Source organism: Thermomonospora umbrina (assembly GCF_003386555.1).
Classification (GTDB): domain Bacteria; phylum Actinomycetota; class Actinomycetes; order Streptosporangiales; family Streptosporangiaceae; genus Thermomonospora; species Thermomonospora umbrina.
The window spans coordinates 4807122-4829681 of record NZ_QTTT01000001.1 but is presented as its reverse complement, the minus strand read 5'-3'; the positions used below and the strand labels follow the sequence as shown (position 1 = coordinate 4829681).

General features: G+C 72.9%; 21 protein-coding genes. 11 read left to right on the top strand and 10 right to left on the bottom strand.

Annotation, left to right across the window (positions count from 1 at the left end; all coding sequences use genetic code 11):
- Nucleotides 1–8: 8 nt before the first annotated feature.
- Nucleotides 9–1619: an MFS transporter gene (locus DFJ69_RS21560; RefSeq protein WP_116024278.1), complete on the bottom strand. Its 1611-nt coding sequence runs from the start codon at nucleotides 1617–1619 to the stop codon at nucleotides 9–11.
- Between the two features lie 167 nt (nucleotides 1620–1786).
- Between DFJ69_RS21560 and DFJ69_RS21555 the strand changes: the two genes are divergently transcribed.
- Nucleotides 1787–2461 (top strand): TetR family transcriptional regulator, encoded by a 675-nt coding sequence (locus DFJ69_RS21555; protein ID WP_116024277.1) that lies wholly within the window; start codon nucleotides 1787–1789, stop codon nucleotides 2459–2461.
- Here the strand turns inward: DFJ69_RS21555 and DFJ69_RS21550 are convergent.
- Entirely contained in the window at nucleotides 2458–4695 is a 2238-nt protein-coding gene (locus DFJ69_RS21550; RefSeq protein ID WP_116024276.1) for a bifunctional serine/threonine-protein kinase/ABC transporter substrate-binding protein, read from the bottom strand. The two genes, DFJ69_RS21555 and DFJ69_RS21550, sit on opposite strands and share 4 nt — an antisense overlap.
- Nucleotides 4696–4801: 106 nt before the next feature.
- On the opposite strand from DFJ69_RS21550, the gene DFJ69_RS21545 reads away from it, so the two are divergent.
- Nucleotides 4802–5716, top strand: a complete 915-nt coding sequence (locus tag DFJ69_RS21545) for an SDR family oxidoreductase (RefSeq protein ID WP_116026791.1) — start codon at nucleotides 4802–4804, stop codon at nucleotides 5714–5716.
- Here DFJ69_RS21545 and DFJ69_RS21540 read toward each other — a convergent pair.
- From DFJ69_RS21540 to DFJ69_RS21525, 4 genes are read right to left on the bottom strand one after another with little or no spacing between them, the layout of a single operon-like run.
- Nucleotides 5707–6675, bottom strand: coding sequence for a helix-turn-helix transcriptional regulator (locus DFJ69_RS21540; RefSeq protein WP_116024275.1), 969 nt, complete (start codon nucleotides 6673–6675; stop codon nucleotides 5707–5709). The genes DFJ69_RS21545 and DFJ69_RS21540 overlap by 10 nt on opposite strands.
- Nucleotides 6676–6692: 17 nt before the next feature.
- Nucleotides 6693–8048, bottom strand: a complete 1356-nt coding sequence (locus DFJ69_RS21535; protein WP_116024274.1) for an 8-oxoguanine deaminase — start codon at nucleotides 8046–8048, stop codon at nucleotides 6693–6695.
- Nucleotides 8045–8518 carry a (2Fe-2S)-binding protein gene (locus DFJ69_RS21530; protein WP_116024273.1) on the bottom strand — a complete coding sequence of 158 codons (474 nt, stop codon included), beginning with the start codon at nucleotides 8516–8518 and terminating at the stop codon, nucleotides 8045–8047. Before DFJ69_RS21530 ends, DFJ69_RS21535 begins: the two co-directional genes overlap by 4 nt.
- A complete protein-coding gene (locus DFJ69_RS21525) occupies nucleotides 8518–9393 on the bottom strand; it encodes an FAD binding domain-containing protein (protein WP_116024272.1) in 876 nt (291 codons plus the stop codon). The genes DFJ69_RS21530 and DFJ69_RS21525 overlap by 1 nt, the downstream gene beginning before the upstream one ends.
- 207 nt (nucleotides 9394–9600) lie before the next feature.
- Between DFJ69_RS21525 and DFJ69_RS21520 the strand changes: the two genes are divergently transcribed.
- Complete coding sequence (locus DFJ69_RS21520) at nucleotides 9601–10245, top strand: Uma2 family endonuclease (protein WP_245974769.1); 645 nt, start codon at nucleotides 9601–9603, stop codon at nucleotides 10243–10245.
- On the opposite strand, the gene DFJ69_RS21515 is transcribed toward DFJ69_RS21520, so the two are convergent.
- The 3 genes from DFJ69_RS21515 to DFJ69_RS21505 all read right to left on the bottom strand — a co-directional run bounded on the left by DFJ69_RS21515 (nucleotide 10246) and on the right by DFJ69_RS21505 (nucleotide 13194).
- Complete coding sequence (locus tag DFJ69_RS21515) at nucleotides 10246–11184, bottom strand: NAD-dependent epimerase/dehydratase family protein (protein ID WP_116024270.1); 939 nt, start codon at nucleotides 11182–11184, stop codon at nucleotides 10246–10248.
- A 100-nt stretch (nucleotides 11185–11284) separates the two neighbouring features.
- A complete protein-coding gene (locus DFJ69_RS21510; protein WP_116024269.1) occupies nucleotides 11285–12445 on the bottom strand; it encodes a cytochrome P450 in 1161 nt (386 codons plus the stop codon).
- Nucleotides 12442–13194: a glycosyltransferase family 2 protein gene (locus DFJ69_RS21505; protein WP_116024268.1), complete on the bottom strand. Its 753-nt coding sequence runs from the start codon at nucleotides 13192–13194 to the stop codon at nucleotides 12442–12444. Before DFJ69_RS21505 ends, DFJ69_RS21510 begins: the two co-directional genes overlap by 4 nt.
- A 105-nt stretch (nucleotides 13195–13299) precedes the next feature.
- Between DFJ69_RS21505 and DFJ69_RS21500 the strand changes: the two genes are divergently transcribed.
- The 4 genes from DFJ69_RS21500 to DFJ69_RS21485 all read left to right on the top strand — a co-directional run bounded on the left by DFJ69_RS21500 (nucleotide 13300) and on the right by DFJ69_RS21485 (nucleotide 17980).
- The gene (locus DFJ69_RS21500; RefSeq protein ID WP_245974508.1) at nucleotides 13300–14490 is read left to right on the top strand and encodes a cytochrome P450; all 1191 of its coding nucleotides are present in this window, start codon (nucleotides 13300–13302) and stop codon (nucleotides 14488–14490) included.
- Nucleotides 14491–14729: 239 nt separating this feature from the next.
- A complete protein-coding gene (locus DFJ69_RS21495) occupies nucleotides 14730–16097 on the top strand; it encodes a glycosyltransferase family 4 protein (RefSeq protein ID WP_245974507.1) in 1368 nt (455 codons plus the stop codon).
- Complete coding sequence (locus tag DFJ69_RS21490; protein ID WP_116024265.1) at nucleotides 16084–16845, top strand: class I SAM-dependent methyltransferase; 762 nt, start codon at nucleotides 16084–16086, stop codon at nucleotides 16843–16845. Before DFJ69_RS21495 ends, DFJ69_RS21490 begins: the two co-directional genes overlap by 14 nt.
- Nucleotides 16835–17980, top strand: coding sequence for a glucosidase family protein (locus DFJ69_RS21485; RefSeq protein ID WP_116024264.1), 1146 nt, complete (start codon nucleotides 16835–16837; stop codon nucleotides 17978–17980). Before DFJ69_RS21490 ends, DFJ69_RS21485 begins: the two co-directional genes overlap by 11 nt.
- Before the next feature lie 22 nt (nucleotides 17981–18002).
- Here DFJ69_RS21485 and DFJ69_RS21480 read toward each other — a convergent pair whose 3' ends face one another.
- Nucleotides 18003–18692: a class I SAM-dependent methyltransferase gene (locus tag DFJ69_RS21480; RefSeq protein WP_116024263.1), complete on the bottom strand. Its 690-nt coding sequence runs from the start codon at nucleotides 18690–18692 to the stop codon at nucleotides 18003–18005.
- 278 nt (nucleotides 18693–18970) lie between these two features.
- Here DFJ69_RS21480 and DFJ69_RS21475 point away from each other — a divergent pair, with 278 nt between their 5' ends.
- From DFJ69_RS21475 to DFJ69_RS21460, 4 genes are all read left to right on the top strand, one after another.
- A complete protein-coding gene (locus tag DFJ69_RS21475) occupies nucleotides 18971–19162 on the top strand; it encodes a ferredoxin (protein WP_116024262.1) in 192 nt (63 codons plus the stop codon).
- Nucleotides 19163–19192: 30 nt separating this feature from the next.
- Nucleotides 19193–20281: an alcohol dehydrogenase catalytic domain-containing protein gene (locus DFJ69_RS21470; RefSeq protein WP_116024261.1), complete on the top strand. Its 1089-nt coding sequence runs from the start codon at nucleotides 19193–19195 to the stop codon at nucleotides 20279–20281.
- Between the two features lie 113 nt (nucleotides 20282–20394).
- A complete protein-coding gene (locus DFJ69_RS21465) occupies nucleotides 20395–22248 on the top strand; it encodes an endonuclease/exonuclease/phosphatase family protein (RefSeq protein ID WP_245974505.1) in 1854 nt (617 codons plus the stop codon).
- A gap of 121 nt (nucleotides 22249–22369) precedes the next feature.
- Complete coding sequence (locus DFJ69_RS21460) at nucleotides 22370–22558, top strand: hypothetical protein (protein WP_116024260.1); 189 nt, start codon at nucleotides 22370–22372, stop codon at nucleotides 22556–22558.
- Nucleotides 22559–22560: the final 2 nt, after the last annotated feature.

The window sequence follows — 22560 nt, the reverse complement described above, 5'->3', positions numbered from 1 at the left end:
GCCGGCGGTCAGACGACCGCCGCGCCCTCGACCGGGGTCTCGCCCCGCCTGACCAGCAGGGCGATCAGGGCCGCCGCCAGGGCCACGACACCGGCCACGGTCATCGCGCTCTGGAAGCCGTCCATGAACGCCAGGTGGCTTCCGCTGGTGATCGCCTCGGCGGTCGACGTGGAGCTGCCCGGCGGCACCGGCGCGACGCCCTGGGAGACGAACTCGGTCTGCTCGGCGAGCCCGTGGGCCGCCCCGCCCGGCACCCCGGCGTCGGTGAGGCGGTCCAACAGCACGTCGCCGACCCGGGTGGACAGGATCGTGCCCAGCACCGCGGTGCCCAGGACCCCGCCGAGCTGCGAGGCGGTCTGCTGCAGGCCGCCCGCGACCCCGGCCAGGTGGGCGGGCGCGTTCCCGACGATGGCCTCGGTGCCGGCGACGATCACGAGCCCGAACGCGAGCCCGATGAGGACGAACCACGGCCACAGCTCGCCGTAGGGCGCCTGGACCCCGATCCGGGCGAGCCCGAACATCGCGGCGGCGGTCAGCACCATGCCGAGCGCCAGCGGCAGCCGGGGCCCGAAGCGGCTGGTCAGCGCGCCCGCGATGGGCGAGGCGACGATGAACACGCCGGTCATCGGCAGCATCCGCACACCCGCGTCCACCGGGCTCATGCCGTGCACCTGCTGCAGGTAGAGGGTGATGAAGAAGATCGTTCCGAACATCGCGAAGAAGCCCAGCAGGATCAGCACGGTCGCGGCCGACAGCGACGCCGACCGGAACAGCCCGAGCGGCAGCAGCGGGTGCTCGGTGCGCAGTTCGACGACCACGAACGCGACGGCCAGCACGGCGGAGGCGGCGAAGGACCACAGCGGCACCGCGGCGCCGAAGCTGTCCTCACCGGCCTTGATCAGGCCCCAGACCAGCGCGAACAGCGAACCGGAGAGCAGCGCGACACCGGGGAGGTCCAGCCTGCCGGAGTCCTCCTCGTCGCGGGACTCGCGGATCACCCAGAAGCCGACCGCCAGCGCCACCAGGCCCAGCGGGGCGTTGAGGAAGAACACCGACTCCCAGTTGACGTGCTCGACCAGCAGGCCGCCGACGATCGGGCCGCCCGCGATGGACACCCCGACGGTGGCGCCCCAGATGCCGAGCGCGGCGTTGAGCTTGTCGGCGGGGAAGGCGTTGCGCAGGATGGCGAGGCCCGCAGGCTGCAGGAGCGCCCCCGCGAGCCCCTGGATCACCCGCCAGAAGATCACCGCTCCCAGTCCGCCGGACAGCCCGATCATCACCGAGGACAGCCCGAAACCGATGATCCCGGCGAGCAGGACCCGCTTGCGTCCGTACCGGTCGGCGATCTTCCCGGCGGGGATCAGCGCCACCGCCAGCGCCAGCAGGTAGGCGTTGGTGACCCATTGGAGCCCGGACAGGCTGGCGTTCAGGTCGGCGGCGATGGCGGGGTTGGCGATGGAGACCACGGTGGCGTCCAGGCCGACCATCATCACGCCCAGCGCGACGGCGAGCAGCGTCAGCCAGGGGTGGCCCTGGCCTGGCCGGCCGGTTTTGGCGTGTCCGGCACCGGGCTTCCGGGGGCCCGGGGCGAGCACCTCCGGACTCGTGGAATGCGACATGGGGAGGCCTCCGTTGGCACAGGTGTTGCGTGGGAACGAGGTCCAAACTGTCATGCACTGACACTTGTCGTCAAACGACTGTAGTCATCTGGAGACATGATTCAGCTCACGACATAAGTCAGCGCCTGACTGTTGTCGGAGGATGTGTGCGCGGTTACACTGCGCCCATGACCGTCACCGAGACCGCCGCCGCCGCAGCGGCGGTAGGGCGGCGCGAACGCAAGAAGCAGCGCACCCGCGAAGCCCTCATCGACGCCGCCTTCGCGCTCTTCGCCGAGAAGGGCTTCGAGGCGACGACGGTGGAGGAGATCGCCGACGCGGTGGACGTGTCGTCGCGGACCTTCTTCCGCTACTTCGCCTCCAAGGAGGACGTGGCCCTCACGTTCCAGGCCGAGCAGCACGACGCGGTGTTCGCGGCGCTGGCCGAGCGGCCCGCCGACGAGCCCGTCATCACCGCCCTGCGGCGGGCGGCGGTCAGCATGGCGCGCGCCTGTGAGCTGGGCGAGCTGGGCTTCGACCCCAGCCGGTTCCAGTGCCTGATGGACCTGATCCGCGACAGTCCCGCGATCCTGGCCGGCAGCCTGGAGCACGCGCAGAAGAAGCAGATCGCCCTGACCGGGGCGCTGGCCGAGCGGATGGGGGTCGACCCCGCCGACGACCTGCGCCCGCACATCGCCGCCTCGACGGCCATCGCGGCCTTCCAGGCGGCGACCGACGTCATGCGCTGCGGTCGGCTGGGCTACCGCGCCCTGTCGGAGGCCGTCGACGCCGCCTTCGCCCTGATCGAGGAGGGCCTCAACTTCCCCTCCAACGCGCCGACCGGGCCGACCGACGAGGTCTAGAGGGACGCGGTCCGGGCCGGGCCGATCATGGAGATCACGCCGTCGTCCACCTTGAACAGGTACGTGGACGGCTCCGCCAGATCACCCGAGGCCCCGAACCGCAGCCGCTGGGTGAGGCCCCGCACGTTCGCCGTCCGCAGGTGGGAGTTGACCGCCTCCCGCGTCGTGTGACCCGCCTTCAGCGCGGACAGGAACGTCAACGCCGCGTCGTACCCCTCGGCGGTGTAAAGCCCCGGCGTCCGCCCCGGGAACGCCTTCCGGTACAGCTCGCCGAACCTGCGGACCGGCTCCTGAGAGGCGTCGGACGGGTCCATGCACGAGCAGTACATGACCGTGCCCTCCGCCTGGGACTTCCCGGCGGTGGTGACGAAGTCCCTGGCCAGCGACTGGTCCGTGAGGTAGAAGCGGGCGCCGATCCGGTCCTTGCGCGCCTGCTGGATCAGCCGGGCCGCGGGGTCGTAGGAGCCCGCGTAGAACACCGCGTCGGGATCGGCCCGCCGGATGCGCGGCAGCGCCCGGGTGAACTCCGGGGCCCGGGAGTTGATCCCCACGGTGGTGACCTCGACGCCGTTCCCCTGCAGGGCGGCGCGCATCTCGCGGGTGGTCTGGGCGGTCCAGGCGTTCTCGTCCGCGACCACGACGACGCGCTCCACCCGGCCCTCACGGACCATGAAGTCGGCCAGCGACCGGGTCGCGACGTCGGAGCCGGGCACGACGCGATGCCAGTAGGCCCAACGCTGCCTCGACAACGCCGCCTGCGACGCCCCCGGCGACACCATCGGGATCTTCAACGTGTTCAGGACGGGTCCCGCGGTCACCGCCTCGGCGCTGAACCCGGGCCCGATCACGCCGATGTGCCCGGCGTCGTCGATCCGCCGGGCCTCGGCCGCCGCGCGGACGCCCTCGCCCCGGCCGTCGAACGCGCCGAGCTCGACGCGCACCTCCGGACCGGTGGCGTTGTACTCGTCCACCGCGACCTTGGCGCCCTGGTACATGGCCTGCCCGACCGCCTGCCCCGGGCCGGTGAGCGCGCCCAGGAACGCCAGCCGCACCGTGCCGGGCGGCGGCGGCGAGGTGGGGCCCCCGCCGCTCCGGTCGTCGGGGGCCAGCACGAACGCCATCGTGGTGACGGCGGTCAGCAGCGCGACGATGGTCACCGCGCCCGCGACGACGGCCCAGCGCCCGCCCTTGGGCGGCCGGGCGGGCGGCACCGGCCCGGCGGACCGTGCGGACGCGGCGGGCTGGGTGCTCCACGGCGTGAGCGTCGGAGCGGGCCCCGAGGCCATGGGGTACGTCGTCGCGGGCGGCGGCCCGGGCGGCGGGGCGATGGGCGGGAGCTGCCCGGTGACCATGGTGGAGCCCTGGGCCAGCAGGGCGTCGCGCTCCACCTCCCGGGCGGTGTCCACCCGGCCCACCTGGCTCAGCAGGCGGAGCAGCACCGCGTCGCTGCCCGGCCGCTGCGCCGGGTCCTTGACCAGGCACGACGCCACCGGCCCGGCCAGGCTCGGCGGGAGCATCGACAGGTCGGGGTCCAGGTTGAGGATCCGGTGCATCACCGCCGGGATCGAGTCACCGCCGAACGGCGGCCGGCCCGTCGCGGCGAACAGCATCACCCCGGCCCAGCCGAACAGGTCGGTCTGCGGACCGACCGCGTCGCCCGCCACCTGCTCGGGCGCCATGTACGCGGGGGTGCCGACCACCTGGCTGGTCATGGTCACCGAGGAGGAGTCCAGCGCCCGGGCCACCCCGAAGTCGATGACCCGCGGCCCCTCCGGGCTCATCAGGATGTTCATCGGCTTGAAGTCCCGGTGCACGATGCCGGCCTGGTGGATCGCGGCCAGCGCGGTGGCGGTGCCGATCGCCAGCCGCATCAACGCCTCGGGGTCCATCGGGCCCGAGGAGTCCACCAGGTCCTTCAACGAGGGCCCGGCGACGTACTCGCTGACGATGTAGGGCCGGTCGCCGACGATGTCGGCGTCCAGGACCTGCGCGGTGCAGAAGCCGGCGACGCGCTCGGCCACCTCCAGCTCGCGGACGAACCGCGACCGCGCCGCCGTGTTCCCGCTGAGCTGCGCGTGCAGCAGCTTGACCGCCACCCGCCGGCCCTCGCCGTCGCGCCCCAGATAGACGACGCCCTGGCCGCCCTCGCCCAGCCGCCCGGTCAGCTCGTACGCCCCCAGTCGCTCCGGGTCTCCGGGCACCAGCGGGGCGGCCCCCGATCCCGCCGCGGTCACCTACGTGCTCCCATACGGCCCGATCTTGCCTGCATACGGCGTCAATGGCCAAGTTCGGAAGATAACCGGACACTCCTTGTCAGGTTTCGGTGTGAGCATCGGACGCATGACCGTAACGCTGAACGGAAAGATCGCCCTCGTCGCCGGCGCCACCCGGGGCGCGGGTCGCGGCATCGCCGTCGAGCTCGGCGCGGCGGGCGCCACCGTCTACGTGACGGGGCGCACCACACGGGAGCGGCGCTCGGAGATGGACCGGCCGGAGACCATCGAGGAGACCGCCGAACGTGTCACCGCCGCGGGCGGCCGGGGCATCGCCGTGCCCTGCGACCACCTCGACCGGGAGCAGGTCCGCGCCCTCGTCGAGCGCATCGACCGCGAGCAGGGCCGCCTCGACGTCCTGGTGAACGACATTTGGGGCGGCGATCAGCTCGCCAGTTGGGACGACTCCCTGTGGGAGCACGACCTCGACAAGGGGCTGCGCATCCTGCGGCTGGCCGTCGACACCCACATCATCACCAGCCATTACGCCCTGCCCCTGCTGATCAGGAACCCGGGCGGGCTGGTCATCGAGGTGACCGACGGCACCACCGAGTACAACGACGAGCACTACCGGAACTCGTTCTTCTACGACCTGGCCAAGGTGTCGGTCAACCGCATGGCGTTCGCCCTGTCCAAGGAGCTGCCGGAGCACGGCGCGACCGCCGTGTCGCTGACGCCGGGCTGGCTCCGCTCGGAGATGATGCTCGACCTGTTCAAGGTCACCGAGGAGAACTGGCGGGACGCCACCAAGGACCAGCCCCACTTCGTGATCTCCGAGTCGCCCGCCTACGTGGGTCGCGCCGTGGCCGCGCTCGCCGCCGACCCGGACGTGGCCCGCTGGAACGGGCGGTCCCTCTCCAGCGGGCGGCTCGCGCAGGTGTACGGCTTCACCGACGTGGACGGCAGCCGTCCCGACGCCTGGCGCTACATCGTGGAGATCGAAGGGGCCGGCAAGCCCGCCGACGCGACCGGCTACCGCTGATACAGGCGGGCGAAACGGGTGGCGGCCTCCGCCATCCGCACCCGCAGCTCCGGGGGCTCCAGCACCTCGGCCTCCGGGCCGAGCCACATGAGCTGCGTGTAGGCCACGTCCACGGACTCGACGGGCAGGCGGGTGACCACCCATCCCCGCCCGTCGGGCTCCCCCGCCCCTTCCAACGCCCGCCGCGCCGCCGGAGGCTCCACCGCGTACCGCAGCATCCGCCGCCCCGCCGGGCTCAGCCGGACGGTGACTGCGTCGGTCAGCAGCGACTCCACGAACCGCTCGGCCCGCTCGTTCCAGAACGCCCTGAGGTCGAACGCCGCGTCCCGCTCGAACGCCTCCCCGGTCGCCTCCACACCCTCCACGCGATCCACCCGGTACGTGCGGTGACCGTCCTCGACCCGGGCCACCAGGTACCAGGTCCCGCTCTTGAGGACGAGCCCGTACGGCTCGGCCGTCCGTGTCACCTCGCGGTCGCGCCGCCGGTAGGTCAGCACCACGGTCTCGTCCTGCCAGACCGCCCGGGCCAGCGCCGCCAGTCGGGGCGGCGGGACACCGTCATCGAACCATCCCGCCACGTCCAGGTGGAACCGCTGACCCGTCCGCGCCGGGGCGTCCTGCAGCGACGGCGGCAACGCGGCCAGCACCTTCAGCCGGGCCGTCGCCACGGCGTCGGCCAGCCCCATGTCCTCGGCGGGCCCCGGCAGGCCCGACAGGAACAGCGCCTCGGCCTCGGCCCTGCTCATCCCGGTCAGCCGGGTCCGGTAGCCGTCGATGAGCCGGTAGCCGCCCGCCCGGCCCCGCTCGGCGTACACGGGGATCCCGGCCTCCGACAGCGCCGACACGTCCCGCGCCACCGTTCGCTCGGAGACCTCGAGTTCGCGAGCAAGCTCGGCCGCCGTCATCGCCCCCCGCACCTGGAGGAGCAACACCAACGAAACCAGCCGAGACGCCCGCACCCACCCATTCTCCGGGACTACAGGACGTCCTTCGCGAGCGTCATCAATCTCCGATGGGCGTCGGCTCCCCGGCGGGCCACCACGTCCTGCGGGACGGTGACCAACACGTCGTCGGCCACCACCGTTCGACCGCCGACCAGCAGCCGGGCCAGGGGCGGGGTCCCGCCGTACGCGAGGGCCACGATGGGGTCGTCCACGGCCGCGAAGAAGCCGTCGACGCGCCACAGCGCGATGTCGGCGAGCTTGCCGGGCTCCAGGGTGCCGATCTCGTCGGCGCGGCCCAGACAACGGGCCCCGCCGAGCGTGGCCATCTCCAGTGCCTGGCGCGCGGTCAGGGCGGTCGGGCCCGAGCGGGCGCGCTGCATGTACACGGCCTGGCGGATCTCCCCCGCCAACGGCACCATCTCGGCCGACGCCGCCCCGTCCACGCCCAGCCCCACGGGCACGCCGGCCGCCAGGACGTCGGTGATGCGGGCGATGCCCGCGCCCAGCCGGGCGTTGGAGCTGGGGCAGTGGGCCATGCCGGTGCCGGTGTCGGCCATCCGCCGGATGTCGGGATCGTGCAGGTGAACGGCGTGCGCGTACCAGACGTCGGGCCCCAGCCAGCCGAGGGTCTCCATGTACTGCACCGGGGTCAGTCCGAACCGGGACAGGCAGTACTCCTCCTCGTCCAGCGTCTCGCTGAGGTGGGTGTGCAGGCGCACGCCCTTCGCCCGCGCCAGCTCGGCCGACCGGACGAGGAGGTCCCTGGTCACCGAGAACGGCGAGCAGGGGGCGACCGCCACCCGCAGCATCGAGTCGAACGACGCGTCGTGGTGGCGGTCGATGGCCGCGTCGGTCTCCGCCAGGATCGTGTCGAGATCCTCCACCACCTCGTCCGGCGGCAGGCCGCCCCGAGACCGACCGAGGTCCATCGACCCTCGGCACGGATGGAAGCGGATGTGCAGCTCACGGGCCGCCTCCACCTCGGCGGCGAACAGATCGCCCCGCCCCTTGGGGAAGATGTAGTGGTGGTCGGTCGTCGTCGTGCAACCCGACTTGGCCAGCCAGCCCAGGCCCGCCGAGGCCGCCCCGTGGACGATCTCGGCGTCCATCTTCGACCAGGGCCGGTAGAGCGTGACCAGCCACTCGAAGAGGGTGGCGTCCTTGGCCAGGCCCTGGCTCGCCCACTGGTAGAGGTGGTGGTGGGTGTTGACCAGCCCCGGCGTGGCGAGGCACCCCGTGCCGTCGATCCTCTCCTCGGCCTCGGCCTCGGCCTCGAAAGGGCCCGGGCCCACGGCGACGATGCGGCCGTCCTCGACGACGATGTGGCCGCTCTCGTACTCGGGGCCCGCGACGGTCACGACGTGGGCGTTCTCGATGACGGTCCTCATCGGGCGTCCGCCTTGCGGGAGGCGGCGAGCCGAACGGCGTCGAGGATCTTCTCGTAGCCGGTGCAGCGGCACAGGTTGCCGGCGAGGGCCTCCCTGATCTCCGCGTCGGACGGCTCCGGGGTGCGGGCCAGCAGGTCGTGCGTCTGGACGATCAGCCCCGGCGTGCAGAACCCGCACTGCACGGCCCCGCACTCCAGGAACGCCTCCTGGACGGGGTCGAGGCGGCCTCCGTCGGCCAGGCCCTCGACCGTCCGGACCTCGCGTCCCTGCACCTGCCCGGCCGCCACCAGACAGGCGCAGACCGGGGAGCCGTCCAGATAGACCGTGCAGGATCCGCATTCGCCCTGCTCACAGGCGTTCTTGGAGCCCGGCAGGCCCATCCGCTCGCGCAGCGTGAACAGCAGGCTCTCGCCCTCCCACACGTCGTCGACGGACTCCTGCGAGCCGTTCACGGTGAAGGTCACCTTCATCACGACACCATCCCCGTAGCCGCCAGATGATCGTTCCATGCCCAGGTCAGCGTCCGCCGCGCCATCACGGCGAGGGCGTGCCGCCGGTACCCGGCCGTGCCGCGCACGTCGTCGATGGGCGAGACGGCCTCGCCCACCAGCTCCCCGAACCGCTCGGCGAGCCCCTCCGGCAGCGGGCCGGACCAGTCCAGCCCGTCCAGCCCGTCCGCGAGGAACGCCTCCGCCTCGGGCGCGCGCAACGGCGTGGGGGCGGCCGAGCCGATGCCCGTGCCGACCCGCCGCTCCCCCGGGTGCAGCGCGACGGCGAACGAGCAGACCGCGATCACCATCGCGTTCCGGGTGCCGATCTTGGAGAAGTGCTGGGGGCCCGGCGCCGGGTCGAGCCACACGGCCCGGATCAGCTCGTCGTCGCGGACGGCGTTGCGCTTGACCCCGAGGTAGAACGCGTCGATCGGGATCATCCGGACCCCGCCGGCGACCGACTCCACCTCGACCTCGGCCCCGGCGGCCAGCAGCGGCGGATGGCAGTCCCCCGCCGGCGAGGCCGCCCCGAGGTTGCCGCCGACCGTGCCCCGGTTGCGGATCTGCGGCGACCCCACCGTCCGCGCCGCCTGCGCCAGCCCGGGCGCCCGATCGCCCAACTCCGCGATCAGCCTGCCGTACGGCAGGCCCGCGCCGATGCGCAGCCTGCCGTCCACGGTCTCCCAGCCGGCCAGCTCGGTCACCGGGTTGAGGTCCAGCAGGGCCGACGGGCGGCGCACGTCGAAATTGATCTCCACCATCACGTCGGTGCCGCCCTGGATCGGCACCGCGTCCGGACGCGCCGCCTTCAGCGCCAGCGCCTCGTGCCAGGACGGCGGACGAAGAAAGTCCATACCCTCGATCTTGCGCCCCTTCGAGGGGTGCCCGACACATCGGCGGTGCCAAATCATGGGCGGACATGTGGTCACATCTCACGACGTGCCGCTGGTCTCCCACCAATCCCCACCTGCGAAATCACCGTTCTCGATACGCTTACGCCACGTGTTCCCTACGATGACCGGGAGCTGATCGTGAGGGAGAGGTCACCCGAAGTGAGCATCATGGTCTCCGAGCACCCCGTCGTCCTGCCCGACACGGCCCACGCCATGTGGGAGCGCGACGAACTCCGCGACTTCCTTCACCTCCCGCACGACCGCACCAGGGTCGAGATCATCGGAGGGAAGATCGTCGTGTCGCCAGGCCTCCGTTTCGGACACGATCACGTCGTCAGCGACGTGCTGGAGAGCTTCCAGCGAGCGCGCTGGCAGGACGAGGACTTCTTGTGGCAGTGCCCGATACAGGTCGACCTCAACATGGTCGGCATCCAGGAGGGTTACGTTCCCGATCTCATGGTCATGCGCGCCGAGGTGCTCACCGACCTCCGCGCGTCGGACGAACGCCATGCCCGTCCCGATCATGTCGAGATGGTCGTCGAGGTCACCTCGCCGTCGAACGCGGGCAACGACCGGCGTCCGGCCGACCGCAAGCACTCCACCAAGTGGACCGGGTACGCCCGAATGGAGATCCCCTATTACCTGTTGATCGACCGGGATCCGAACGGCCCGCTGATCACGCTGTACTCCGTTCCCGATCAGGGGGCCGGCGCCTATCTGCACAGTGACACCTGGGAGTTCGGCGACACCGTCGACCTGGAGCACTTCGGCGTCCGGATCGACACCGTCGGCTGGGCACCCTGGAAGGACTGATCACCACTCGGCGGCCCCCGTGAAGCAGGTCGGGGCGGGCTCGTATCCGAGGTCCCGGCGCGCCGCCGAGATGTCCAAGGTGCGTTCCACGGCCAGGTGCCCGAGCGCATAGCGGGTGAGACGCGGTGGCCGAGACCGCCGGGCGGCCAGGAAGAGGCCCTCCACGACGGCGGCGAGCGGGTGAACGACCGCGAGCGGGAGATACACCGGACGGGCACGGACACCACGTTCGGCGAGGATCTCCCGCAGGGCGTCGTCGAGAAGGACCGGGGCCGCGTCGGCGACGTTGAAGACCCCTTCCCCCACCGGACCGCAGGCGGCGAGCAGACACGCCCGGACCAGGTTGTCGATCGAGGTCAGGCTGATCCGCTGACACCCGTCCCCCACCGCCGGAAGGATCGGCCCCCGCACCGCCGACAGCACGCGGGGCAGCAGCGTGGTGTCGCCCGGCCCGTACACGGCATGGGGGCGCAGGATGACGGCGGAACGTTCCCGCATCGCCGCGAGCACCGCCCGTTCGGCGGCGGCCTTCGAAGCGCCGTACCCGTTCACGTACCGACCGACCGGGGCCTCGGACTCCCGGGCGGCGACCGTCGGACGGTAAGGGTCGTACACGCTGGCGGTGCTCACATGAACGAACCGCGCCGACGGGAAGGACGCCAGGACGTTCCTCGTCCCGTCCAGATTGGTGCGGAAGAACCCCTCGACCGGCCCCCAGTCGGTCACGCTCCCCGCGCAATGCACCACCGCGTCCACCTGCGGCGCGTCACCGAGCGGCCCCCGGGTGACGTCCCACGACCGGTAGACCGCCCCGCCGACATGCCCCACGGCGACCGTCGAACGACGGCCGTACCCGTGGACGGCGATCCCGCGTTCCGCCAAGGCCCGGCACACCGCCCCGCCCACGAAACCCGACGCCCCCGTCACCGCGATCTTCACGACACCGACCCCCGTGCACCAGGGCCCCGGCTCCCCTTCACGACGCCGCACCCCGCACGGAGGTACCGGCGAGGCGGTCGGAGCACGCCTCGACCTCCCCTCACGGCGCCGCTCGCCGCACGCGGAGGTGCCGGTAGGTCGGCAGGAGCACACCACGGGCCGCGCGACGCCGGGTGATCACCAGCGGCGACGCGGCCAGCAGCGTACGGGCGACCGCGCGGATCTCCGCCATCGCGAGCGGGTAGCCGAGGCAGAAGTGCGGGCCCGCCCCGAACCAGAGCCGCCGCACCTCCGGAGGATGCGGACGATCGAGGTCGAACGGCCCGAGTGCGCGGCAGCAGTTGTGGGTGGCGATCAGCACCCGGTCGCCGGGGGCGATGGCCACGCCGCCCACGGTCGCGGGCGCGTGGACGCTGCGGAGCATGACCGGTGTCGGGGTGCCGACCCGCATGGCCTCGTCGATCGCCCGGTCCAGCAGCGACGGGTCGGCGGCGACCCGGCCGAGCGTCCCCGAGTCGTGCAGCAGGGCGATCAGGCGGGGCACCAGTGTCGCGACGGTCTCGGTCCCGGTGAGGAAGAACGCCCCGGCCGCGCCCCGGGCCTCGCCCTCCGACAGCCCGAGCCCGCGCATCCGCCCCATGACCGTGCCGTCGTCGCCCGCCGCGTACGCCTCGGCGGCGACGTCGCCGAGCGGGTCGAGGACCCGCCGGGCCCGCGCCACCTGGGACGATGTGAGGCGTCGAGTGCGCAGGGTGATCATCGAGACGATCCGTTCGCCCTGCTCGAACAGGTGCCGGTAGCCGTCCTCGTCCCGGGTCTCCAGGCCGATCACGTGGCCGATGACCGCCCCGGCCATCACCCGCATGGTGTCCACGAGGTCCACCTCGGCCCCTGCGTCGAGCCGTTCGGCCAGACGTTCCAGGGGCTCGGCGAGGACCCGGGCGCAGAGCCGTTCGGTGTAGGCGGGTGTGAACAGGCCGGCCAGCCTGCCGCGCAGCGCCCGGTGGGCGTCGCCCTCCATGTTGAGCAGGACGGACGGGCCGAGGATGGGCGTCCACAGCTCGCCGGGCGATCCGGGCCCGTCCTTGCGGAAGGTGTCGCCGTCGAGCAGCACCTCGCGGGCGAGCGCGGCGTCGCTGATGACGACCCCCACCCCGGGCACCCGTACGACCGGGCGACGCCCGGCCAGCCGCAGCAGCGGGTACGCCACCGGGTGCGCGGTCAGGTAGAGCCGCCGCTCCCACCGGTCCGCCGGGTTCAACGGATGTCCACCACGTCGGGCGTGTAGCGGTGGTCGGCGTACCAGGCGAGGGTGCCGATCAGGCCGTAGGCGCGGAGCCGGCGCACCGAGCCGTACACGACCATGTCCTTGCGCAGCCCGTAGGCGGTGGTGAGGCGCCGGACCCGGTTGACCAGGGCGCGGTCCTCGTGGACCTCCTCGATCCTGGTGCGCGGGAAGCCGCCGGCCTCCTCGTAGAGCCGCGCGCTGATGGCCATGTTGCAGCCGGGCATCATCAGGTAGGGCCCCAGGTAGGCGGGGTCCTGGTTGCCCTTCCGGTACCGCCCGGCCAGCGCAGCCAGCTCCACGACCGTGGGGAGCAGGCGGCGTTCCCACAGCTTGAGCCGGAACTCGTCGGTGCGGGGCCGCAGCGGGCCGCTCACCATCTCCAGACCGCCGTCGAGGGCGCGCCGGACGGCGGAGATCCAGTCGGGATGCGGCAGGCAGTCGGCGTCGGTGCGGGCGATGTGCGTCGCGCCGTGCTCGATGGCGTACCGGAGGCCCGTGTCGGCGGCGGCGCCGGTGCCCTTCTGCGGCTCCGCCACCAGGCGGACGTTCCTCCCGGGGTGCTCCCGGGCGAAGTCCCGGACGATCCCGGCGGTGCCGTCGGTGCTGCCGTTGTCCACGACGACCAGCGAGAACTCACGATCGGACTGCTCTCCCAACCGGCGCAGGGTCGCGCCGATGGAGCGCTCCTCGTTGTACGCCGGGACGGCCACCCACAGGTTCACGCAGCAGAAGGTACAGAATCGGGTCCGATGGGTCATGAGTTGGGATACTCAGGACGATCTGAGTGGAATCGCCCAGGTGGCGGCCGGTCCGAGGGGGTCACGGTGGTGGACGGCGCGAGGAGGGCGGCGCGGTACGAGGCGCGGCTGCTGTGGGCGGGGAACCCCGGCCTGTACGCCCTGCTCCAGGCGGCCCGGCACACCGCGCCGATCCAGCGCTTCCCCAGACTGGGCTGGGTCGTCAACGACCCGGTGCTGGCCCGCCGGGTGCTGAACGACGCCGCGCACTTCGGCATGGCCGGGGAGGGCGGCGTCGGGCATCTGTGGATCCAGTTGTTCGGGGACGAGATGGCGCAGTTCTTCGGCGGCGCCCGGCACGCCGAGGTCCGGACCCGCGCCCGCGACCTGTTCACCGAGGACAACGCCCGCGCCCTGGTGGAACGCTCCCAGGGCGCGCACTACCGGGCGATGGCCGAACGGCTGGCGGAGGGCGGCACCGTGGACGTGGCCGACGCAACCCGCGTCCTCGCCGGACGCATGGTCGCCGACCTGCTCGGGATGCGGCTCGACTCCCCCGACGACGACGCGTACCGGAGGATCTTCGCCGCCGGGGAACGGCTGGCGGGGCTGGCGATGGGAACCGCCGCCTCCACCGTGCTGCCCGCCGGGACCGTCCGGCGGGCCCGCGCGATCGTCACCGACATCACCCGGGGCGTCGAGGAGGGGTATCGCACGGCCGGGCCCGACACGATCCTCGGCCGCTGCCGGGAGATGGACCTCGGTCTCCCGCTGACCCGGGGGCTGGCGACGCTGCTGGCCATCGCGGGCACCGAGACCGGGGCGTCCGGGACCTCCCGTACGGCGGCGCTGCTGCACGACACCGGTCAGCAGGGGGCGCTGCTGGCCGACCCGGGGCTGATGCCCAACGCGGTCCGGGAGGGGCTGCGGGTCGCGACGCCGGCGCCGGTCATCGGCCGCGCGGTGACCAGGGACGCGGTCGTGGCGGGCCGCCGGCTCCGCGCGGGCGATCGGATCATGCTGCTGACCTATCTGGCCGACAACGCGGTGGGGCCGTTCGACGTCCACCGCGAGTACGTCCCGGAGACCCGGCAGCTCTGGTTCGGCGCGGGGCGTCATCTGTGCCTCGGGGCGGCCGTCGCCCGGACCCAGATCACCCGCATGCTGGAGACCCTCACGGCCGCCGGCCCGTACCGGGTCACGTCCCGCCGGCCGGCCCGCCGCGTGCTGGTGCCGACCTACGCGTCGCTGTGCGCCCGGACGGCCCGTACGGCGCGCTGAACTGGGACGACACCGCCGGGGCCACCGTGTCCGCGAGGTACGGACCGCACATTCGGGGCACATACGCTGGGCGTCACCGGACGGGTGTGTTCAGTGCTTTTAGACACCATGCCTAACATAGGACTCACAGGTAACGTTCGCAGGCTAAGGTCGTACTTCATCAACGGCATCGAGCTGATGCCGGTCCGGGCGGTTTCGTCCGACCAACCGGCGATCTCGAGGACAGACAGGGGTGGTGCGTGAGCGGGGTTGTGGACGAGCCGTTGCGCGTGGCCCTGCTCTCCTACCGGAGCAAGCCCCACTGCGGCGGCCAAGGCGTGTACCTGCGTCATCTGAGCCGGGAACTGGCCGCCCTCGGCCATCGGGTCGACATCCTGTCCGGCCAGCCCTATCCGGAGCTGGACCGCGACGACATCACGCTCACCAAGATCCCCAGTCTGGACCTGTACCGCGACGACGACCCCTTCCGGACGCCCGCCCTCACGGAGTACCGGGACTGGATCGACGTGCTCGAGTACGCCCACATGAAGACGGGCGGGTTCCCCGAGCCGCTGACGTTCAGCCTGCGGGTACTGCGCGAGCTGCGCCGCCGCCGGCGGGAGTTCGACGTCGCGCACGACAACCAGGTGCTGGGCTTCGGCAACCTCGGCATCCCCCGGCTGGGGCTGCCGCTGGTGACGAGCATCCACCACCCGATCAGCGTCGACCGCCGGATCGAGCTGGAGGCCGCCCCGGACCCGCTGTCCCGGTTCGGCAAGCAGCGCTGGTACGGGTTCGTGGGCATGCAGGCGCGGGTCGCGCGGCGGGTCGGCACCATCCTCACGGTCTCCGAGTCCTCCAAGATCGACATCGTCAAGGACTTCAAGGTCGACCCGGGCGACATCGAGATCCTGCCGCTGGGTGTCGACACCCGGATCTTCCACCCCCGGGGCGAGCGCGTCCCCGGCCGGATCGTCGCGATGGCCAGCGCCGACTCCCCGCTCAAGGGGGTCGACGTGCTGCTGCGCGCGGTCGCCAAGCTGGCCACCGAACGCGACGTCCACCTGATCGTGGTGGGCCGCCCGCAGAAGGACGGCCCCACCGAGAAGCTGGTGCGCGAGCTGGCGCTGGGCGACCGGGTGCGCTTCGTCAGCGGCGTCTCCGACGACGAGCTGGGCGAGCTGCTGGCCTCCGCCGAGATCGCGGTGGTCCCGTCCCGCTACGAGGGCTTCTCGCTGCCCGCCGTCGAGCACATGGCCTCCGGCACGCCGCTGATCGCCAGCCGCGCCGGGGCGCTGCCCGAGGTGGTGGGCCGGTCCGCCGCCATGGTCGCGCCCGGGGACGTCGAGGAGCTGGCCGCCACGCTGCTGCTCCTGCACGACGCCCCCGACGAGCGGGCCCGGCTGGGCGCCGCGGGGCTGGCCCGCGTCCAGGAGAGGTACACGTGGGCGGCGGTGGCGCGGACCACCGTCGAGTACTACCGGGCGGAGATCGCCCGCCAGAACTACCTGCGGCTGGCCGCAGGAGGGGCCCGGGCAGGCGCGGACCTCCGCTCGCCCAAGGCCGTCGCGCGAAGGGGCGCCCCCGGGGGCCCCGCACGGAAGGAGCACCGCCCTGCTGACCGTTGACTTCCAGCGGTTCCCCATCACCCCCGGAGACCATGTCCTCGACATGGGCTGCGGCGCCGGACGGCACGCCTTCGAGCTGTACCGGCGGGGAGCGCACGTCGTGGCGTTCGACCTCGACCAGGACGAGCTGGACGGCGTGGAGAAGATGTTCGGGGCCATGCGGCTGGAGGGCGAGCCGCCCGAGGGCGCGACCGCCCGCACCGTGCAGGGCGACGCCCGGCACCTGCCGTTCCCCGACGACAGCTTCGACAAGATCATCGCTTCTGAGGTGCTGGAGCACATCGGCGACGACCTGGCCGCGATGGCCGAGCTGAAGCGGGTCCTCAAGCCCGGCGGCCGGCTCGCGGTGACGGTGCCGAGCTGGCTGCCCGAGCGGGTCTGCTGGGCGCTGTCGGAGGATTACCACACCGCCCCCGGCGGTCACATCCGCATCTACACCCGCGCCGAGCTGCAGGCCAAGCTCAAGGCCACCGGCTTCCGGGTGGACGGCCACCACCACGCCCACGGCCTGCACACCCCGTACTGGTGGATCAAGTGCGCGGTCGGCGTGAACAACGACGCCAACCCGCTGGCGCAGGCTTACCACAAGCTGCTCGTGTGGGACATCATGAAGCGACCGCTCGCCACCCGGATCGCCGAGCAGGCGCTCAACCCGGTGCTCGGCAAGAGCGTGGTCGTCTACTTCACCAAGCCCTCGACGCCCGGACGCCCGGAGTCCGCCGGCAAGGAGAAGGTGGATGCGGCCTGAGGCCCCGGTCCACCGGCCGCCGTCGGTGCCCGGGGTGGTGACCGCCGACGACGTGCTGGCCACCGCGCGCAGCATCGTCGCCCAGCAGGAGCCCTCCGGGGCCATCCCGTGGTTCGCGCCCACCGGCGGCATCGCCGGCCACGTCGACGCCTGGAACCACATCGAGGCCGCGATGGCGCTGACCACCGCCGGTCTCGGCGAGCACGCCCGAAGCGCGTACGAGTGGCTGCGCTCCGTCCAGCGCCCCGACGGGTCCTGGCCCGCCAAGTGGGTGCTGGGCGAGGTCACCGAGGCCGGCGGCGAGTCCAACCACGCCGCGTACGTCGCGGTGGGCGTCTGGCACGAGCTGCTGATGACCGGCGACGACGCGTTCGCCCGCCGGATGTGGCCGACGGTCCGCCGGGCGATCGAGTTCGTCCTCGGTCTGCAGACCCAGCGGGGCGAGATCCTGTGGATGCGGCACCCCGGGGGCGAGGCCGCCGACCTGGCCCTGCTGACCGGCTGCTCCTCGATCTACCAGGCGCTGCGCTGCGCCGTGGCGCTGGCCGAGCACCTGGGCGAGCCGCAGCCGGACTGGGAGCTGGCCGCCGACCAGCTCGGTCACGTGGTCGCCCGGCACCCCGAGGCGTTCGCCGACAAGAGCCGCTGGTCCATGGACTGGTACTACCCGGTCCTGGGCGGGGCCGTCCGCGGTCGCGACGCGGCGCGGCGGTTCGCGGAGCGCTGGGACGACTTCGTGGTGGACGGCCTCGGCTGCCGCTGCGTCGACGACCAGCCCTGGGTCACGGCGGCCGAGAGCTGCGAGCTGGTGCTGGCCCTGGACGCCTCCGGCGACCGGGACCGCGCCCTGGAGCTGTTCACCACGATCCAGCACCTGCGGCACGAGGACGGCTCGTACTGGACGGGCTGGCAGTTCGAGAATCAGCGGCACTTCCCCGGGGACCGCTCCACCTACACGGCCGCCGCGGTCATCCTGGCGGCCGACGCCCTGTGCGGGGACACCCCGGGCTCCGCCCTGTTCAAGGAGATCGCCGGCCGCCCGTTGGGCCCGTCCGAGCCCGCCGACCCGAGCGCCTGCGGTTGTGTCCCCGCGCCACCGCCCGGCCTGGCCGACCCGATCCGCACGAAGATCTGAGGGCGGCGGCCCGCCCCGGCCGTCAGCCGGCGAGGGGGTCGCGGTCGTTGACGCGTTCGAGGATGCGGAGCGAGCCCTCGACGCGGCGCTCCTCGAAGGCGCCGCTGGCGAGGGCCCGGCTGTAAACGTGGAAGGGGGCCTGGCCGCCGTCGGCCGGGTCCGGGAAGACGTCGTGGATGGCCAGGGCGCCGCCCACCATGACCCAGGGGGCCCAGCCCTCGTAGTCGGCCTGGGCGGGCTCCTCGGCGTGGCCTCCGTCGATGAAGAGCAGGGACAGCGGGGTGTTCCAGAGCCGGGCGACGATGCGGGAGGCGCCCACGACGGCGACCACGTGGTCCTCCAGACCCGCGGCGGCGATGTTCTTGCGGAACGTCGGCAGCGTGTCCATCCGACCGGTGCACGGGTCCACCAGGGACGGGTCGTGGTGCTCCCAGCCGGCCTGGTTCTCCTCCGAGCCGTGGTGGTGGTCGACGGTGACCAGGACGCCGCCGACCTCCCGGGCGGCCGCGCCGAAGTAGATCGCGGACTTGCCGCAGTACGAGCCGATCTCCAGCATGGGGCCGTGCGGGCCGCGGGCCAGCGCGGTCTCGTACAGCGCCCGGCCCTCGGCGGGCGGCATGAAGCCCTTGGCGGCCTGGGCGGCGCGCTGCAGGTCGGCGGGCATGGGCCGGGGCGCGCTCCGGGTCGTCGCGGCCGTCACCGTGTCAGTCATGATCTCCTCCGCCGGGCACTCTATAGCCCGTTGCGTCCGCTCGGCTCCCGTGCCCCCGCCGGTGCCCTCCTCACCTCGCTCAGACGTTCCGCGCGCCCGATGAACGCCCGCCGGCCGGGAAATGTATGACACATCACATCGGGGGGACGCCCGCCCTGGGTGCGGTCACCGAGGGGCCGGTGTCGTGCCGAACGGTCCGGCCGGGCGCGACACGGGCTCGGTAAGGTACGTGGCGCAGCCCGACGCCCGGACCCGAGCGAGCTCCGAGGGAGAACGCGATGGAAGTGCGAGTCGACCCCCTGGCCTGTGAGGCCAACGGCGTCTGCGCCGGCCTGGCGCCCGAGGTCTTCGACCTCGACGACGACGACGTCCTCCACATCGTCCGGCCGAACCCGCCGGCCGACCAGGCCGACCGGGTGCGGCACGCGGTCCGCTCCTGTCCCAAGGCGGCGCTCTCCTTCGAGGAGTGACCCGGCCGCCCTTCTCGACGGAGGTAGGTCATGGCACGCGCGGCGGTGCTCGACAAGGTCGGCGACACGGAACTCGACCTTCGGGACGACGTCACGCCCGTCGATCCGGGGCCCGACGACGTCCGGGTCCGGATCCGCGCCACCGGGGTCTGCCATTCGGACCTGTCGGCGATGAACGGCGTCCTGCCCACCACGGTCCCCGCGGTGCTCGGTCACGAGGGCGCGGGCGAGGTGCTGGAGGTCGGCGAGCGCGTCACCGAGGTCCGGCCCGGCGACCACGTCGTCATCAACTGGACGCCGAGCTGCGGCGTCTGCGCCGATTGCGTGCGCGGCGAGCCGTTCCTGTGCGCGACGTTCCTCATGGCGTCCTTCACCGAGGTCAGGTTCCGGCGGGGCGACGACACGGCGCTGTACGGCATGGCGGGCTGCGGCACGTGGGCCGAGGAGATCACGATGCCCCGGCAGGGTGTCATCAAGGTGGCCGACGACGTGCCGTTCGAGTACGCGGCGCTGCTCGGCTGCGGGATCCCCACCGGGCTCGGCGCGGTCTTCAACACCGCCCGGGTGCGGCCCGGCGCCACGGTCGCGGTGGTGGGGGCGGGCGGCGTGGGCCTGTCGGTCATCCAGGGCGCCCGGATCGCCGGGGCCTCCACCATCCTGGCCGTCGACCCGAACGAGGCCAGGCACCCGCTCGCCGAACGGTTCGGGGCCACGCACACGGTCGTGCCGGACGAGGCGGACGCCGTCAGGGGCCCGCTGACGTCCGGCGTCGGCTTCGACCACGCCTTCGAGGTCGTCGGCCGGTCCGCGGCGATCGCGACCGCCTACCGGTTGGCCCGGCGGGGCGGCGAGGTCGTGGTGGTGGGGGTGGCCCCGGCCACAGAGGGTCACCGACTCGATCCGTTCGGGCTGGTGTTCGACGGCAAGTCCGTGCGGGCGTCCCTGTACGGTGGCTGCGATCTGCGCCGCGACGTCCCGCGCTTCGTCGACCTGTGGCGGGCGGGCCGGCTGGACATCGAGGGCCTGGTCAGCCACCGGATCGGGTTCGCCGACCTCAACGACGCCGTGCGGAGGCTGGAGCGCCGGGAGGCCGTCCGCCAGGTGGTGGTCTTCGATTGATCCGCACGACGCGCGACCTCGGGTCCGGGGTGATCGCTACCGTCCGGCACCGTGGGCGTGTCACCATGCTCAGTGGATGAAACGGCGTTCGTGAACTCGGCCCTGGGGTGATCGTGACGTTCCTGCGTGTCCTCGTCCGGGCGGGGTCGGCCGTGCTGCTCGCGGCCGGCACGGTGACGGTCCCCGCCCTCCCTTCGGCGTCCGCGCCGAAGGCGGCGCGGCATGTCCACGACATCCAGGGCGCCGCGCACGCCTCGCCGTTCGTCGGCACCGCGGTCAGCGGCATCCCCGGCGTGGTGCTCGCGGTGGCCGAGAACGGCTTCTGGATGCAGGGCCCCACGCCCGACCGCGATCCGCGCACCTCGGAGGGCGTCTTCGTCTTCACGCGGACCCGACCCACGGCGGTCGCCGGGGATCTGGTCCGGGTGAACGGGCTGGTCGGCGAGTTCCGTCCCGGCGGGCCGCTGTCGGCCAACCTCTCCCGCACCGAGATCGAGGCCACGGCCGTGGCGGTCGAGCGGCGCGGCGTCGAGCCGCCGCCCGCGGTGCTGCTGGGGCCCGACGGCCGGCGCGCGCCCGGCGCGGTGATCGACGACGACGTGCGCGGCGACGTCGAACGCTCCGGCGCGTTCGAGCCGGAACGCGACGGACTCGACTTCTACGAGTCGCTGGAGGGCATGCGGGTCGCCGTCGACGACGCGGTGGCCGTCGGGCCCCGCGCGGACTTCGGCGAGATCCCGGTCCTGCCGTCGGGCGGCGAGGGCTCCGGCGTGCGGACCGGGCGCGGCGGCATCGTGCTGCGGGACCGGGACGCCAACCCGGAACGGGTGATCCTCGACGACACGCTGCTGCCGCTGCCGGCGATGAACGTGGGCGACCGGCTCCCCGGCCGGACGGCGGGGGTGCTCGACTACGGCTTCGGCGACTTCAAGCTGCTGGTGACGTCGTCGTCGCGGGTGCGCGGCGGCGGTCTGAGTCGGGAACGCGCCCGTCCGCAGGGCCCCGGGGAGCTGGCGGTGGCCACGTACTCGCTGAAGGACCTCGATCCGGGCGACCCGCCGGCGCGGTTCGACGCGATCGCCCGGCAGATCGTCACCGGGCTGGCCTCCCCCGACCTGATCACCGTCACCGGGCTGCAGGACAACAGCGGGCCCGACTCCGACGGCACGGTGGCCGCCGACCAGACCGTGGCGCAGCTCACGGCGGCGATCTCGGCGGCGGGCGGCCCCGCCTACGACTGGCGCTCCATCGACCCGGTGGACGGGGCGGACGGCGGCGAGCCCGGCGGCAACATCCGGGTGGGCTTCCTGTTCCGCGGCGACCGGGGGCTGGCCTTCGTGGACCGGCCCGGCGGCACCGCCACCGCGCCGGTCGCCGCCGTCCCCGTCGAGGGGCCGTTCGGCGTCCGGACGGCCGGGCTGACGGCGAGCCCCGGGCGGATCGCGCCGCTGGATCTGGCCTGGAACGGCGCCCGCAAGCCGCTGGCGGGCGAGTTCCTGTGGTGGTGGCGCAGGATCGTCGTCGTCGCCAACCACTGGACGGCGCGGGGCGGGGACGACTCGCCGTACGGGCGCTTCCAGCCGCCCCGGGCGCCGAGCGCGAGCGCGCACCTCGCCCAGGCCCGACGGGTGGGCGAGTTCGTCGGCGCGCTGCGGGCGATCGACCCGAACGCCGCGGTGATCGTGGCGGGCGACTTCAACGCGCCCGGTCACTCCCCCGCCCTGCGGGCGCTGACCGGCGGCCCCGGCGCGCGGCCCGGCCCCCTGCGCGACCCGGTCGCCGGGCTGCCCGAGAGGGAGCGCTACACGGTGGTGTCGGGCGGCAACGCGCAGGACGTCGACCACATCCTGCTGAGCCCGGGGCTGGCCCGCGCCCCTTACGAGGTCGACATCGTCCACCTCAACGCCGAGTTCGCCGATCAGGTCACCGACCACGACCCGGTCCTGGCGCGGATCGCCCTCCCCTGAGCCCTGTTTTCGGACATGTCTTCTTTGCTTTAGTGAGTGTCCGATTTCAAGGGCACCGTTTTCCGCCCCCCGCGCGGGGCATCGCCGGGACGTCATCGACCGGCGTGAAAGGAACGGCCCCATGGCGAACCGATACCGACCGGGGATCAGCCTCATCGGGCTCATCTATCTGGTCATCGGCGTGTTCGTCGCCTGGGACCGGGACTACATCGACGTGGACCTGCTGCGGCGCGTGGCCAGTGCGCTCCTGGCGGTGCTCCTGTGGTTCCTGGTCCTGCTCGGCGTGGATCTGCACATCAACGCCGACTGAGG

Excerpts from the sequence above, each read along its gene's own strand:
- DFJ69_RS21560 (WP_116024278.1), bottom strand. The coding sequence starts at position 1,619 with ATGTCGCATTCCACGAGTCCGGAGGTGCTCGCCCCGGGCCCCCGGAAG.
- DFJ69_RS21555 (WP_116024277.1), top strand. The coding sequence starts at position 1,787 with ATGACCGTCACCGAGACCGCCGCCGCCGCAGCGGCGGTAGGGCGGCGC.
- DFJ69_RS21545 (WP_116026791.1), top strand. The coding sequence starts at position 4,802 with ATGACCGTAACGCTGAACGGAAAGATCGCCCTCGTCGCCGGCGCCACC.
- DFJ69_RS21535 (WP_116024274.1), bottom strand. The coding sequence starts at position 8,048 with ATGAGGACCGTCATCGAGAACGCCCACGTCGTGACCGTCGCGGGCCCC.
- DFJ69_RS21530 (WP_116024273.1), bottom strand. The coding sequence starts at position 8,518 with ATGAAGGTGACCTTCACCGTGAACGGCTCGCAGGAGTCCGTCGACGAC.
- DFJ69_RS21525 (WP_116024272.1), bottom strand. The coding sequence starts at position 9,393 with ATGGACTTTCTTCGTCCGCCGTCCTGGCACGAGGCGCTGGCGCTGAAG.
- DFJ69_RS21520 (WP_245974769.1), top strand. The coding sequence starts at position 9,601 with ATGGTCTCCGAGCACCCCGTCGTCCTGCCCGACACGGCCCACGCCATG.
- DFJ69_RS21485 (WP_116024264.1), top strand. The coding sequence starts at position 16,835 with ATGCGGCCTGAGGCCCCGGTCCACCGGCCGCCGTCGGTGCCCGGGGTG.
- DFJ69_RS21480 (WP_116024263.1), bottom strand. The coding sequence starts at position 18,692 with ATGACTGACACGGTGACGGCCGCGACGACCCGGAGCGCGCCCCGGCCC.
- DFJ69_RS21475 (WP_116024262.1), top strand. The coding sequence starts at position 18,971 with ATGGAAGTGCGAGTCGACCCCCTGGCCTGTGAGGCCAACGGCGTCTGC.
- DFJ69_RS21470 (WP_116024261.1), top strand. The coding sequence starts at position 19,193 with ATGGCACGCGCGGCGGTGCTCGACAAGGTCGGCGACACGGAACTCGAC.
- DFJ69_RS21460 (WP_116024260.1), top strand. The coding sequence starts at position 22,370 with ATGGCGAACCGATACCGACCGGGGATCAGCCTCATCGGGCTCATCTAT.